Below are 13,564 nucleotides of genomic sequence, written 5' to 3'. Positions count from 1 at the left end.
ACAGCCATCGTTCCGTGGGGAACGGCGACTTGTCCTCGTTTGATTTCCGGAAAATGGAAGGCGGCCGGGCACCGTCGCGCCCGGCCGATCTGACGCTTATTTCTTCGCGTCCGCCCAGCTCTTGACGAGCTCGTCATAGTTGACGGTGATGGGCTTTTCCTTCTCGTTCTCGATCTTCAGCTGCGGCGCGAGGTTGCCCTTCTTGACCGCATCGGCGTTCCAGTAAGCGAGATCATGCTCCTCGGCGAGTTTCGGGCCGATATCGCCCTGCACCTTCGCGCGTTCCAGGCGCTGCAGCACCTTCTCCTGTTCGGCGCAGAGCGAATCCATGGCTTCCTGAGCGGTCTTTGCACCGGAGGACGCGTCACCAACTGCCTGCCACCATAGCTGTGCAAGCTTCGGATAGTCAGGAACGTTGGTACCGGTTGGTGTCCACTGGACGCGCGCCGGAGAACGGTAGAACTCGATCAGACCACCGAGTTTTGGAGCGCGTTCGGTGAAGCTCTTGTCGCGAATGGTGGATTCGCGGATGAACGTCAGACCGACGTGGCTCTTTTTCACATCGACCGTTTTCGACGTGACGAACTGCGCATAGAGCCATGCTGCCTTAGCGCGGTCGACCGGCGTCGACTTCATCAACGTCCAGGAACCAGCGTCCTGATAGCCGAGCTTCATGCCGTCCTTCCAGTAGACGCCGTGCGGGGACGGCGCAAACCGCCATTTCGGCGTGCCATCCTCGTTGACCACCGGCAGGCCCTTTTTGACGAAGTCGGCGGTGAAGGCCGTGTAAGTAAAGATCTGCTGCGCGACCTCACCCTGGGATGGAACAGGGCCGGCCTCGGAGAAGGTCATGCCCTGAGCCGCCGCCGGCGCATAGGCCTTCAGCCAATCCAGATACTTCTGGATCGAATAAACCGCTGCCGGACCGTTGGTATCACCGCCGCGTGCAACGCACGAGCCAACCGGCCGCGAGTTCTCGTCGACCTTAATGCCCCATTCATCGACCGGCTTGCCGTTCGGAATGCCTTTGTCGCCGTTACCTGCCATGGAGAGCCAGGCATCGGTGAAGCGCCAGCCGAGCGACGGATCCTTCTTGCCGTAGTCCATATGGCCGAAGACCTTCTTGCCGTTCACGTCACGACCGGTGAAGAACTCGGCAATATCCTCATAGGCCGACCAATTGACGGGAACGCCGAGATCGTAGCCATATTTCGCCTTGAAGTCGGCCTTGTTCTTCTCGTCGTTGAACCAGTCGTAGCGGAACCAGTAGAGGTTCGCGAACTGCTGGTCGGGAAGCTGGTAGAGCTTGCCGTCTGGAGCGGTGGTGAAGGACTTGCCGATGAAGTCGTCGACGTCAAGGCCCGGATTGGTGACCTCCTTGCCTTCATTGGCCATCCAGTCCGTCAGCGAACGGGCCTGTTGATAGCGCCAATGCGTGCCGATCAGATCCGAGTCGTTGATATAGGCGTCGTAGATGTTCTCGCCGGATTGCATCTGCGTCTGCAGCTTTTCGACCACATCGCCTTCGCCGATCAGGTCGTGGGTCACCTTGATGCCGGTGATCGCGGTAAAGGCAGGCGCCAGCACCTTCGATTCGTATTCATGTGTCGTCAGCGTTTCGGAAACGACCTTGATGTCCATGCCGGCGAAAGGCTTCGCAGCATCGACGAACCATTGCATTTCCTTTTCCTGGTCGGCGCGCGAGAGCGTCGAGAGATCACCGACCTCTTTGTCCAGGAAGGATTTCGCCTCATCCATACCGGCATAGGCGGAGCCCGCCAGTGCCAGCAAAATGCCTGCTGTCGTCGTTAATAGATGCCTTCGCATAATATCCTCCCAGGGTTAGCGATTGCAGTCCTTACGTCTCAGGCGGCCAGTACCCCCGGCCATCCGTATCACCTTGGAATCACACGTAACGGAATACGCCGATGGCGTAGATCACGGAGATGCCAAGAGCCCACCACAGGTTGGGTCCGACAAGACCCAGCCATGCGAGATGAATGAACGCTGCCCCCAGCAGCGAAACAAAGAGCCTGTCGCCGCGCGTCGTCTCGAACCGGAGTAAGCCAACGCGCGGCGATCCCCCCGGCGAAAAATATTCCCAGACGCTCATGCCGACGAGCAGCAGAAAGATCGTCAGGAAGAAGAGCGCCGTCGGCAGCGTCCAGGCCATCCAGGAAAAGCTCATGTCCGGTCCTCCTCAGACGCGGCCCAGGGCAAAGCCCTTGGCGATGTAATTGCGAACGAAATAGATGACGAGCGCGCCCGGAATGATGGTGAGCACGCCGGCTGCCGCGAGCACACCCCAGTCCATGCCGGCTGCCGAAACCGTGCGCGTCATGATCGCCGAGATCGGTTTTGCGGCCGTCGTCGTCAGCGTGCGGGCAAGCAGCAGCTCGACCCACGAGAACATGAAGCAGAAGAAGGCGGCGACACCAACGCCGCTTGCAATCAGAGGCATAAAGATCTTCACGAAGAAGCGCGGGAAGGAGTAGCCATCGATATAGGCCGTCTCGTCGATCTCCTTCGGCACGCCGGACATGAAACCTTCAAGGATCCAGACCGCCAGCGGCACGTTGAAGAGGCAGTGGGCGAGCGCCACCGCAATATGCGTATCGATCAGGCCGAAGGCCGAATAGAGCTGGAAGAAGGGCAGCGCGAAGACTGCCGGTGGCGCCATGCGGTTGGTCAGCAGCCAGAAGAACAGGTGCTTATCGCCCAGAAACCGATAGCGCGAGAAGGCATAGGCAGCCGGCAGCGCCGCGGCAACCGAGATCACCGTGTTCATCACCACATAGATGATGGAGTTGATGTAGCCATTGTACCAGGACGGGTCGGTGAAGATGACCGCATAATTGCGCAGCGTCGGGTTCGTAGGCCACAGCGAGAAGGCGCCGGTGATATCGGCATTCTCCTTGAAGCTCATGTTGACGAGCCAGTAGATCGGCAGGATCAGGAAGATGATGTAAACAGTCGGAACGAGCCAGGAAAGGCTGCCTGCAGGTTTGTATTTGCTGGTCATGTCTGCGCCCTCCTTCAGCCGTTCGCGTCGCCGCTGGTCATCACGGTGTAGAACACCCAGGAGAGCAGCAGGATGATGAGGAAGTAGATGATCGACATTGCCGCCGCCGGGCCGAGATCGAACTGGCCGACCGCCATCTTCACCAGATCGATGGAGAGGAAGGTCGTCGAGTTGCCGGGGCCGCCGCCGGTGACGACGAAGGGTTCCGTATAGATCATGAAACTGTCCATGAAGCGTAAGAGCACGGCGATCAAAAGCACGCGCTTCATCTTCGGCAGCTGGATGTATCGGAAGACGGACCAGCGCGAGGCGCCGTCGATCTTGGCTGCCTGATAATAGGCATCCGGGATCGAAACGAGGCCGGCATAGCAGAGCAACACCACGAGGCTCGTCCAGTGCCAGACGTCCATGATGATGACGGTCACCCAGGCATCGACCGGGTCGCGCACATAATTATAGTCGAGGCCAATCGCTTCCAGCGTATGGCCGAGCAGGCCGATGTCGACACGTCCGAAGACCTGCCAGATCGTGCCGACGACATTCCACGGGATGAGCAGCGGCAGCGCCATCAGCACGAGGCAGACGGGCACACCCGGCCCCGATTTCGGCATGTTGAGCGCGATGAAGATACCGAGCGGAATTTGCAGCACCAGGACGATGAGGGAGAAGAGCAGGTTGCGCTGCAATGCGGCCCAGAAGCGGTCGGAATGCAGGGTCTGGATGAACCAGTCGGTGCCGGCCCAGAAGAACTCGTTATTGCCGAACGTATCCTGCACCGAATAGTTGACGACCGTCATCAGGGGGATGACCGCCGAAAAGGCGACGAGCAGCAGCACCGGCAGGACCAGAAACCAGGCTTTGTTGTTCCACGTTTTCTGCATGGTCAGGCCTCCCTGCCGACACGCCAGCTATCGGCGTAAATGCTGATGGCCGAGGGATCGAAGCTGACGCGTGCGTCATTAGGGATTTCGTCATCCTCGGGCACGACGATCGCAATCGGCTGGCCGGCGAAGCGGGCGCGCACGATCTTCTGCCGGCCGATATCCTCGACCTTGCTGATGGAGATCGGCATGCCTTCCCGTCCAAGACGAATGAATTCGGGACGGATGCCGAGCTCGGTCTTTGCAGCGTTCTCGGTTTTCGGCGCGTAACCGAGCGTCAACGTCTCGTCCCCCACCCTGACAGTGCTGCCGTCGATCCTTGCCGGCATGACGTTCATGCCGGGCGAACCGATGAAATAACCGACGAAGGTATGGCTCGGCCGCTCGAAGAGTTCGGCCGGCGTGCCGATCTGGACGATCTGGCCGTCATACATGACGACGACCTTTTCGGCGAACGTCAGCGCCTCGGTCTGATCGTGGGTGACGTAGACCATGGTGAAGCCGAACTGCTTGTGCAGCCGCTTCAGCTGCGAACGCAGCACCCATTTCATATGCGGATCGATGACGGTGAGCGGCTCGTCGAAAAGAATGGCGTTGACGTCGTTGCGTACCAGCCCGCGTCCGAGGGAGATCTTCTGCTTCTGGTCGGCCGTCAGGCCTTGCGCCTTGCGTTTTGCCCAGCCGCCAAGGTCGATCATCTCGAGAATGTCGCGCACACGCCGGTCGACATCCGCCTCGGCCACGCCGCGATTGCGCAGCGGAAAGGCGAGATTGTCGTAAACCGTCATCGTGTCGTAGATGACCGGAAACTGGAAGACCTGCGCAATGTTGCGGCTTTGGGTCGAAAGGTCGGTGACGTCGCGGCCGTCGAACAGGATGCGACCGTGCGAGGGCTGCAGGAGACCGGAGATGATGTTGAGCAGCGTGGTCTTGCCGCAACCGGAGGGACCGAGAAGCGCATAGGCGCCGCCATCGTTCCACTCGTGGTTGACTTCCTTCAGCGAATAATCCTTTTCCGTCTTCGGATTGGGGCCGTAGGCGTGGCGGATATGGTCGAGCGTGATGCGTGCCATTGTGCTCTCCTATGCCTTTGCGACCGTGGTGATGGCATGCCCGTGGGCGCCGAAGGCCATAAGGTGGCGCATGTCGAGAAAAGCCTCGATGTCCATGTCCGGATCGATGTCGTGAATGCCGTGCGCCAACATCACCCAGCGCACGCCGTCGTAATCCAGATGAACGAAGCTCTCCGAGCCGGTGATTTCGGAGACCAGCGTGCGCGCCTGCAGGCGGGCCGCATCGCCGGTTTGCGGCGCAAGGCCGAGATGGTGCGGATGAAAGGCGATGGTGACAGGCCCGTCCGGCACCACGGCGAGATGCGAGGGAACCGGAAGCGTGCCCCCGCTCGGCCGCGCGAAGACATCGCCCGACTTGATAACCTCGATGGCGTTCAGCGGCGGATCGGCAAAGATGCCGGCGGTCGCAAGATCGATTGGCCGGCGATAGACGTCGATCGTCGGGCCGAACTGTGTTACGCGGCCGGCGTTCAGCGTCGCGGTATTGCCGCCGAGCAACAGTGCCTCGGAAGGCTCGGTGGTCGCGTAGACGAAGATTGCGCCCGATTGGGCAAAGATCTTCGGCAGTTCCTCGCGCAATTCCTCGCGAAGCTTGTAGTCGAGATTGGCGAGCGGCTCGTCCATCAGCACGAGGCTGGCATTCTTGACGAGGGCGCGGGCGAGCGCGGTGCGCTGCTGCTGGCCGCCAGACAGGTTGAGCGGCGTGCGATCGAGATAGGGCGTCAGTTTCAGAAGTTCGGCGGCCTTGCGGACCTCGCGGTCGATCGTGGCGCCGTCCTTGCCGGAAATTCGCATCGGAGAGGCGATGTTCTCATAGACGCTCAAGGCCGGATAGTTGATGAACTGCTGGTAGACCATGGCGACGTTACGCTTCTGCACCGGCATGCCGGTGACATCGGCGCCGTCGAAACGGACGGAACCTTCGGTCGGCCGGTCAAGCCCCGCCATCAGACGCATCAGCGACGTCTTGCCCGACAAGGTCGGCCCCAGCAGGACATTCAGCGTGCCCCGCTCGAGAACCAGATCGGTCGGATAAATATGATAGTCCGCGCCCACCATCTTGGCGGCGTTCCGCAACTCCAGCATTCCGATTCCCGTGCCTCCTCGCAACGGGGACCACACGCCACCTTATCCGGCCATCGTCGCCGGCATGGCAGCCATGTACTCCTCCAGTGATCTGGCCTCATCCTTCGAAAGACGCAGGCCATCCTTTGTTCTTCGCCAGAGCACGTCCTCTGCGTGTCTGGCCCATTCATTGTCGATGAGATAGCGCACCTCGGCCTCGTAGAGATCGGATCCGAACAGCCGGCCGAGATCCTCTGCCTTCCGGGCGCTGCCGAGCAGCACCGTCGCCCGGGTGCCATAGCGCCGCGTCAGCCTGCGGGCATGGGCTTCGCTCAGGAACGGATAGCGAGCCTTGAGCTTGGCCACTTCCGCCTCATAGCCCTGCACCGGGAAATCGCCGCCCGGCAGATGGCTGCCCGCCGTCCACGGCCTGCCTTTGACGCCGATCGCCTCGCCGATCTTTTCCAGCGCATGTTCCGACAGCCGCCGGTAGGTGGTGAGCTTGCCGCCGAAGACATTGAGCAATGGTGCCTCGCCCGCCTTGCCCTCGACCTTCAGCACGTAATCACGCGTTGCCTCCTGCGCCTTCGAGGCCCCGTCGTCGAAGAGCGGGCGAACCGCCGAATAGGTCCAGACGATATCGTCGGGTCTGACCGGTTCCTTGAAATATTCCGAGGCGGCATTGCAGAGATAGAGCGTCTCTTCCTCGGAAATCTTCACATCTTTCGGATCGGCGGTGTAATCGCGGTCGGTGGTGCCGATCAGCGTAAAGTCGGTCTCATAAGGAATGGCGAAGATGATGCGGTTGTCGGGATTCTGGAAGAAATAGGCGCGCGGGCCTTCGAACTTCTTCTTGACGACGATGTGGCTGCCCTGGACGAGGCGCACATGGCGGGCCTCGTTATGACCGAAGGCGGAGCGGATCACGTGGTCGACCCAGGGACCGGCAGCATTGACCAGCATGCGGGCCTGATGGCGCTCGCTCTTGCCGGTGACCGTGTTGACCGTTTCGATCTGCCAGAGGTTATTTCCCTGCGCATCCTTCTCCTGTCTCGCCGACACGACCTTGGTGCGCGGCATGACCAGCGCCCCCTTGTCGGCGGCATCGCGGGCATTGAGCACCACCATGCGGGCATCGTCGACCCAGCCGTCGGAATACTCGAAGGCCTTGGTGAACAGCGCCTTCAGCGGCTTGGCGGCCGGATCGGCGCGCATATCAAGCACCGAAGTCGGCGGCAGCAGCTTGCGGCCGCCCAAATGGTCGTAGAGGAAGAGGCCAAGCCGGATCAGCCAGGCGGGACGAATGCCGCCCTTGTGGTAGGGCAAGACGAAGCGCAGCGGCCAGATGATGTGCGGGGCCATGGCCCAGAGGATTTCGCGTTCCATCAGCGATTCGCGCACCAGGCGAAACTCGTAATGCTCGAGATAGCGCAGGCCGCCATGGATGAGCTTGGTGGCGCCCGACGAGGTGCCGGAAGCGAAATCGTTCATCTCGGCTAGGACCACCGTATAGCCACGGCCAACCGCATCGCGCGCAATGCCGCAGCCGTTGATCCCGCCGCCGATGACGAAAATATCGTGGATACGACCCATGTTCCCTCTCGTTGCACCAGGATAGCGCAACGGTTCCCCCAAAACCGAAAGCAGGGATGATTAAATCGAAAATTTTCCGAATGTCAAACGAATGTTATCCGCTGCGAAAATCAGCGGTTTGCTTTCGTCGCTTCGATCAGCACGACGCCGCTCTGCTGACAGATATTGCGGATGGACGGCGAATCGCATTGGTCCGTGATGAACGTATGGACCTGCGAAATCTGACCGATACGAACAGGCGCGGTACGCTCGAACTTGGTCGAGTCAGCAACCAGGATGACGTGCCTCGCATTGGCGATGATGGCTTGCGCCACCTTCACCTCGCGAAAATCATAATCCAGAAGCGCGCCGTCCGGATCGATCGCCGAGGCGCCGATCACGGCATAATCGACCTTGAACTGCCGGATGAAATCGACGGCTGCCTCGCCGACAATGCCGCCATCGGACTGGCGCACCACACCGCCGGCAATCACCACCTCAATATGGTCGATCAGTCGTAATCTATTGGCAACATTGATATTATTCGTGATCACCATCAGTTCGTGATGATCGGTGAGCGCTTCGCCTACAGCTTCCGTCGTCGTGCCGATATTGATGAAGAGGGAACTGTTGTTGGGAATGAGATCAGCGGCCGCAATGCCGATTGCCTGTTTTTCGCTCGCGGCGATCTGGCGCCTCGCATCGTAGCGGACGTTCTCCGTACCGCGCGGGAAGGTTGCGCCGCCGTGAATGCGCGTCAGGAGCTGCGCATCGCAAAGATCGTTCAGATCCTTGCGGATCGTTTGCGGTGTCACGGCAAACTGCGCTGCCAGATCGTCGACCAGCACCCGGCCCGACGTTTTCGCAAGCGCAACGATTTTCCCCTGGCGATCCGACAAAAACATGCGCGCCCTCCCTTCGTTTCGTTTTCATCTTTAGCGAAACTTCGGTGTGAGGCAAAGCAATCGCTGCTGGTGCGATCCCGAGGGCAATCTCGCCGTGCGATCCATTGGAATATGATCGCGTGCTGAAATCCCCTTGGATATTGCAAAGCTCGCCCCGTCTCTGCCTTGTTGCGCCCTTAGCGTATGATGCTGCGATTCGCTGTCCGCGACGGGCGGAGCACGCATGAGGGACAAAAGGAGAGTTCGATGACAGACGCCAAGAGCGGCATTACGGGATTGCGGCCGCAGATTACGGTGATTGGCGTCGGCGGGGGTGGCGGAAACGCGATCAACAACATGATCGCCGAGAAACTGGCGGGGGTCGATTTCATCGCCGCCAATACGGATGCCCAGGTGCTGGCGACCTCCAAGGCGACACGCCGCATCCAGCTTGGCGCACATGTCACCGAAGGTCTCGGCGCCGGCTCCCTGCCGGAAGTCGGCCGTGCTGCGGCGGAAGAATCGCTCGACGAGATCATGGATCATCTGAGCGGCTCGCACATGTGCTTCGTCACCGCCGGCATGGGCGGCGGCACGGGCACGGGTGCGGCACCCGTCATCGCGCATGCGGCTCGTTCGGCCGGCATCCTGACGGTCGGCGTCGTCACCAAACCGTTCACTTTCGAAGGCAACCGCCGCATGAAAATGGCGGAAGCCGGTATCGAGGCACTGCGCGAGGCAGCCGATACCGTCATCGTCATTCCCAATCAGAATCTCTTCCGCATTGCGGATGCCAAGACCACCTTCGCCGATGCCTTCATGACGGCGGACCGGGTGCTCTATTCCGGTGTCGGCTGCATCACCGACCTCATCGTCAAGGAAGGTCTGATCAATCTCGACTTCGCCGACGTGAAATCCGTCATGCGCGGCATGGGCCGGGCGATGATGGGCACCGGCGAAGCGGCCGGCGAAGCCCGGGCGATGAAGGCGGCCGAAGCTGCCATCGCCAACCCGCTGCTCGACGATATCTCGATGAAGGGCGCCAAGGGCGTGCTGATCTCGATCTCCGGCGGCTCGGACATGACCCTGTTCGAAGTCGACGAGGCCGCAAGCCGCATTCGCGACGAAGTCCAGGACGACGCCGAAATCGTCGTCGGTGCGATTTTCGATCGCAGCCTGGACGGCAGGTTCCGCGTCTCGGTCGTCGCAACCGGCCTTGACGGCGCCGGCCAGGCGGCCGCAGTGCCGGGCTATGCGCCGGGACAGGTGCAAACCCGCACGCTGCAGTAAGGCGCCGGCTCGGGCGAGGGTTGGAAGATCGTCTAGATGTGTGTGACGCAGATCTAGACGAACATTTCGATCACCTCGTCGGCGGCCCTTGTTCCGCTTTCCCAGGCCCCATGCGCGGTCGAGAAGTCGGATTGATGGGTCGCTTCGCCTGCAAAGAACAGCCGGTCGCCGACCGGGCGCGCGAGCACGAGCCGCGCGCCGGAATGGCCGGGAAGCGCGTGGCTGTAGGAGCCGCGAACCCAATCCGTGTGACACCAGAAAGACGCTGCGAAGGGCCGCAGGTGGCGGCGGATATTGTTACCAAGAAGTGACGACAGCTGGTCGAGCGCGAAAGCGAAGGCGTCGAGAAGACCCGCCTGTTCGATGACGACGGCGCCCTTTCCGCCGAAGAACCCCTCGATAACAGGGCGGCCGAGCGGCCTTATGTAATAGCTGCCGGTCTCTTCATTCCTGATATCGCCAAGCAGATGGGTTTCCGATTCCAGCCCATGATTGCCGCTGAGCTCCATGAACAGCTTGTCGGCAAGGCCGAGCGGCAACTGACCGGCGGCATGCAGATGATCGTCGACATCAGGATCAAAGGCGATCGTGCCACGGGAAAGAACATTGGTCGAGACCGTGACGATCGCAGCTCTCGCAGTCACCGGGCCGCGGTCGGTTTCCAACCTTACGCCCTCGCCGGTCAGCGCGACCCGGCGCACCGGCGTCGAAAGCCGCAGCGTCACGTCGGGAACGGCGGCGCCGATCAGGCTTCCATAGCCTTCATGCACTCGCCAGTTGGCGTCGGTTGCGGCATTGTCATAGGCAAGAAAATCGGCGACCGACAGCCGTTCCAGCGGCGCGCCGTTCAGATAGCCGCTCAGCGACTGGCAATAGGCGTTCCATTCGCCATTGGGTTCCAGTGCATCCGAGGCGCGGTCGCTTGCCGGCGGATTGGCCCGCAGACGCTCTTCGAACGCCTCCCAGGCGGATGCAGCAGCCATTCGCTCGTCCGGTGAAAAACCTAGATCGCGCCACTGGCTCTGCCAGGCCGTCGGTCCGCGCTCGATCGTGAAGCCGGCCTCCCGGCCGATGGCAACGAGCGGATTGCGCTCGGCAGAATGCAGCCAGCCGCAACCCATATCGAGCGGCATGCCTGACAGTTCGATCGTCCAGGCCCGGCCGCCGACGCGGTTGCTGGCTTCGACAATAACGACCGAGCGCCCAGCGTCAGCCAGTTTTCGTGCCGCGGCAATACCTGCGGCACCGGCGCCGATAACTGCCACATCGTAATCGACCGCCACCGCTTCACCCCACATCGTCATCACCCTGATAGGCTTAAACTTTACATGGGAGCTCCACCCGCTTCAATGCGCCCGAAAGCCTGATACTATACCGATATGACCTTCTTCGAAACGCTCGTCGCCCTGCTCGCCGTCGCCATCCTGCTCCTGCAGATCACCCGGCGCATGCACCTGCCCTATCCGGGCATTCTGGCTGCCGCGGGTGTCGGCGTTGCAATGCTCCCGGGTGCGCCGACGATCCCGATCGATCCGCCGACGGCGCTTGCGCTGTTCATCGCGCCCGTGCTCGTCGATTCGGCCTATGACTTCCCGATGGTGGCTGCGCGGCGCATGCTGCTGCCGCTGGTCTTCTACGCCGTCATCGCCGTTTTGGTGACGACAGGCGTCGTCGTATCGATCAGCATGCTGACCGTCGGACTGCCGGTCGCGGTAGCCGTTACGCTTGGCGCAATCGTCGCGCCGCCCGATGCAGCGGCAGCGACTGCGGTGCTTTCCAATCTGCCGGTCGATCGCCGTGTCGATGCGCTCTTGAAGGGCGAGAGCCTGTTCAACGATGCAACGGCCCTGTTGCTGTTCGGAGCGGCACTGACGGTCCAGGCACGCGGCGGGCTCGATGGCGCAACCGCCCTTCAGATCGGATTTGCCGCACCGGGCGGCATTCTCTTCGGCATCGTTTTCGGCTTCTTCGTCTCGCGGCTTCGGCCGATTACCGAAAACACCGTCGGCGGCACGCTGCTGCAATTCGTCTATGCCTTCTCGACCTGGCTGATCGCCGAACATTTGCACCTCTCGGCCGTGCTGGCAACGGTTGCGAGCGCCATGACGATCGCCATGCTGTCGACGGTCGATGATTCCCCACGCATGCGGGTGCATTCCTTCGCCGTCTGGACGACCGTCGTTTTCCTGCTGAATGTCGTTGCCTTCCTGCTCATGGGTCTGCAGGCCCGCAGCATCCTCGAATCCATGTCCGCTGGCGATTTTGAGCGAGCACTCGGTTTTGCCGCCATCGTGGTGGTCGGTGTGATCCTGACGCGTCTGGCGATGGCCTTCCTGCTGCATGCATACGTCATCTCACGCCACCGGCGCGGCAATGGCTTGGCGCCCTTCAGGCATGGCGAGACTTTTCTCGTCGGTTGGTCGGGCATGCGCGGCCTGGTGACGCTCGCCACTGCTTTTGCCCTGCCTGCCGATTTTCCGGAACGCGACCTCGTCGTACTGACTGCCTTTGCAGTAGTGCTCGCAACGCTCGTCATCCAGGGGGCGACACTTGCCCCGATGATCCATTTCCTGAAGCTCGGGCGCCAGGCAGAGGTCCATGAGGAACTGGAGGCCGCAAGGCGCTCGCTTGCGGAAGCGGCGTTCCAGCGACTGGAAAAGGAGGATGGCGCGGCGGCCGAGGAGATCCGGACGATCTGCAGGGATCACTGGACTGTGCCGGCGGACGCCGGCGAGACCTCGCCACTCACGCGACGCCGCGAGCTCACGATCGCCGCCGTGATCGCCCAGCGCCAGCGTCTCGAGGAATTGCGCGACAAGGATAAAATCGGCGCGACGCAATATCTCGAACTGCAGGAAGATCTCGACTGGAAGCAGCTCTCGGTCGGCTCCGACGAGGATCGGCGCATCACCGAGAGCTGATCACAGCGAGATCAGCGAATGCTGAACGGGAAATATTTCGCGTTGATGGTATCGTAGGTGTCATCGGCCTGGATCTCTTCCAGCGCAGCATTCAGCTTGTCCAGCAATGCCTTGTCAGAAGGGCGCACGGCGATACCGGCTCCGTCTCCGAAATATTCGGTATTCTTGATATCGTCGCCTTTGAACGCGCAGCAGCTGCCGGCCCTGGTGTTTGCGAGCCAGTCATAGACTGCCAGCTTGTCTTCCAGAATGATATCGACCTTGCCATCGGCCAGACCCTTGTAGAGATCCGGAGATGCCTGAAAGACGGTCGTTGCGACACCACTGTAGAACTTCCTGGCGTAGGCTTCCTGGGAGGTCGCCGCCGTCACGCCGAGCCGCAGCTTCTTCAGATCATCGGGTGACGTACCGGCAATGTCTGATTTCTTGGGCGCGATGAAAACCGTAGGGCTGTCATAATATTTCTGGGTGAAGGCAACCTTTTGCCGCCGCTCCGCACTCATCGACATCGATGAGATGATCGCGTCATACTTGTTGTCCAGCAAGTTCGGGATCATCGCCGTCCATTCCTGGATGACGAATTCGCATTTCAGTTTTGCCGTCTCGCAAAGGGCCTTGGCGATATCCACGTCGAAGCCCTGAAGCTGGTTGTTGGAATCAAGATAATTGAACGGCGGAAATGCACCCTCGACCGCAATACGGATGCTGTCATTTTCGCCAGCCGAGACGATAGCGGGTTGGAAAATACTTGCCGAGACAAATGCGGCGCAGGCAAATGCCAGGAATTTCGATCGGCAGACGGATCTCAGTCGCAACATATCAGTCACCTTAACCTAGAGCTCGATTGCCAAGCTTG

12 protein-coding genes are annotated in these 13,564 nt (G+C 60.9%); 2 read left to right on the top strand and 10 right to left on the bottom strand.

Going from position 1 to position 13,564, the window contains the following annotated elements; translation table 11 throughout:
* Window positions 1–96: 96 nt before the first annotated feature.
* The 8 genes from FHX08_RS21150 to FHX08_RS21115 form a co-directional block, all read right to left on the bottom strand.
* Window positions 97–1,827 carry an ABC transporter substrate-binding protein gene (locus FHX08_RS21150; protein ID WP_132656543.1) on the bottom strand — a complete coding sequence of 577 codons (1,731 nt, stop codon included), beginning with the start codon at window positions 1,825–1,827 and terminating at the stop codon, window positions 97–99.
* A gap of 79 nt (window positions 1,828–1,906) precedes the next feature.
* Window positions 1,907–2,188 (bottom strand): DUF2160 domain-containing protein, encoded by a 282-nt coding sequence (locus tag FHX08_RS21145; protein ID WP_132656542.1) that lies wholly within the window; start codon window positions 2,186–2,188, stop codon window positions 1,907–1,909.
* Between the two features lie 12 nt (window positions 2,189–2,200).
* Complete coding sequence (locus FHX08_RS21140; protein ID WP_132656541.1) at window positions 2,201–3,022, bottom strand: carbohydrate ABC transporter permease; 822 nt, start codon at window positions 3,020–3,022, stop codon at window positions 2,201–2,203.
* A 14-nt stretch (window positions 3,023–3,036) separates the two neighbouring features.
* Complete coding sequence (locus tag FHX08_RS21135) at window positions 3,037–3,903, bottom strand: carbohydrate ABC transporter permease (RefSeq protein ID WP_132656540.1); 867 nt, start codon at window positions 3,901–3,903, stop codon at window positions 3,037–3,039.
* A 2-nt stretch (window positions 3,904–3,905) separates the two neighbouring features.
* A complete protein-coding gene (locus tag FHX08_RS21130; RefSeq protein ID WP_132656539.1) occupies window positions 3,906–4,976 on the bottom strand; it encodes an ABC transporter ATP-binding protein in 1,071 nt (356 codons plus the stop codon).
* A gap of 9 nt (window positions 4,977–4,985) precedes the next feature.
* Window positions 4,986–6,062: an ABC transporter ATP-binding protein gene (locus tag FHX08_RS21125; RefSeq protein WP_132656538.1), complete on the bottom strand. Its 1,077-nt coding sequence runs from the start codon at window positions 6,060–6,062 to the stop codon at window positions 4,986–4,988.
* 42 nt (window positions 6,063–6,104) lie between these two features.
* Window positions 6,105–7,634, bottom strand: coding sequence for a glycerol-3-phosphate dehydrogenase (glpD, locus tag FHX08_RS21120; protein WP_132656537.1), 1,530 nt, complete (start codon window positions 7,632–7,634; stop codon window positions 6,105–6,107).
* A gap of 110 nt (window positions 7,635–7,744) precedes the next feature.
* Window positions 7,745–8,518 carry a DeoR/GlpR family DNA-binding transcription regulator gene (locus tag FHX08_RS21115; protein ID WP_132656536.1) on the bottom strand — a complete coding sequence of 258 codons (774 nt, stop codon included), beginning with the start codon at window positions 8,516–8,518 and terminating at the stop codon, window positions 7,745–7,747.
* 246 nt (window positions 8,519–8,764) lie between these two features.
* On the opposite strand from FHX08_RS21115, the gene ftsZ reads away from it, so the two are divergent.
* Window positions 8,765–9,787, top strand: a complete 1,023-nt coding sequence (gene ftsZ / locus FHX08_RS21110) for a cell division protein FtsZ (protein ID WP_132656535.1) — start codon at window positions 8,765–8,767, stop codon at window positions 9,785–9,787.
* Window positions 9,788–9,840: 53 nt separating this feature from the next.
* On the opposite strand, the gene FHX08_RS21105 is transcribed toward ftsZ, so the two are convergent.
* Window positions 9,841–11,085, bottom strand: a complete 1,245-nt coding sequence (locus FHX08_RS21105; protein WP_132656534.1) for an NAD(P)/FAD-dependent oxidoreductase — start codon at window positions 11,083–11,085, stop codon at window positions 9,841–9,843.
* Between the two features lie 81 nt (window positions 11,086–11,166).
* Here FHX08_RS21105 and FHX08_RS21100 point away from each other — a divergent pair, with 81 nt between their 5' ends.
* Window positions 11,167–12,708 (top strand): cation:proton antiporter, encoded by a 1,542-nt coding sequence (locus FHX08_RS21100; RefSeq protein WP_132656533.1) that lies wholly within the window; start codon window positions 11,167–11,169, stop codon window positions 12,706–12,708.
* An 11-nt stretch (window positions 12,709–12,719) separates the two neighbouring features.
* Here the strand turns inward: FHX08_RS21100 and FHX08_RS21095 are convergent, their stop codons facing one another.
* Window positions 12,720–13,526, bottom strand: coding sequence for a transporter substrate-binding domain-containing protein (locus FHX08_RS21095; RefSeq protein ID WP_132656532.1), 807 nt, complete (start codon window positions 13,524–13,526; stop codon window positions 12,720–12,722).
* Between the last annotated feature and the right edge of the window lie 38 nt (window positions 13,527–13,564).

Origin of the sequence: Rhizobium sp. BK529, assembly GCF_014194105.1 — a bacterium.
Lineage (GTDB): Bacteria > Pseudomonadota > Alphaproteobacteria > Rhizobiales > Rhizobiaceae > Rhizobium.
The sequence above is the reverse complement of the archived record's forward strand: the minus strand, read 5'-3'. Positions and strand labels throughout refer to the sequence as shown.

Bases quoted from the DNA above. Each gene is read 5' to 3' on its own strand.
- FHX08_RS21150 (WP_132656543.1), bottom strand. From the start codon at position 1,827: ATGCGAAGGCATCTATTAACGACGACAGCAGGCATTTTGCTGGCACTG.
- FHX08_RS21145 (WP_132656542.1), bottom strand. From the start codon at position 2,188: ATGAGCTTTTCCTGGATGGCCTGGACGCTGCCGACGGCGCTCTTCTTC.
- FHX08_RS21140 (WP_132656541.1), bottom strand. From the start codon at position 3,022: ATGACCAGCAAATACAAACCTGCAGGCAGCCTTTCCTGGCTCGTTCCG.
- FHX08_RS21135 (WP_132656540.1), bottom strand. From the start codon at position 3,903: ATGCAGAAAACGTGGAACAACAAAGCCTGGTTTCTGGTCCTGCCGGTG.
- FHX08_RS21130 (WP_132656539.1), bottom strand. From the start codon at position 4,976: ATGGCACGCATCACGCTCGACCATATCCGCCACGCCTACGGCCCCAAT.
- FHX08_RS21125 (WP_132656538.1), bottom strand. From the start codon at position 6,062: ATGCTGGAGTTGCGGAACGCCGCCAAGATGGTGGGCGCGGACTATCAT.
- glpD (WP_132656537.1), bottom strand. From the start codon at position 7,634: ATGGGTCGTATCCACGATATTTTCGTCATCGGCGGCGGGATCAACGGC.
- FHX08_RS21115 (WP_132656536.1), bottom strand. From the start codon at position 8,518: ATGTTTTTGTCGGATCGCCAGGGGAAAATCGTTGCGCTTGCGAAAACG.
- ftsZ (WP_132656535.1), top strand. From the start codon at position 8,765: ATGACAGACGCCAAGAGCGGCATTACGGGATTGCGGCCGCAGATTACG.
- FHX08_RS21105 (WP_132656534.1), bottom strand. From the start codon at position 11,085: ATGTGGGGTGAAGCGGTGGCGGTCGATTACGATGTGGCAGTTATCGGC.
- FHX08_RS21100 (WP_132656533.1), top strand. From the start codon at position 11,167: ATGACCTTCTTCGAAACGCTCGTCGCCCTGCTCGCCGTCGCCATCCTG.
- FHX08_RS21095 (WP_132656532.1), bottom strand. From the start codon at position 13,526: ATGTTGCGACTGAGATCCGTCTGCCGATCGAAATTCCTGGCATTTGCC.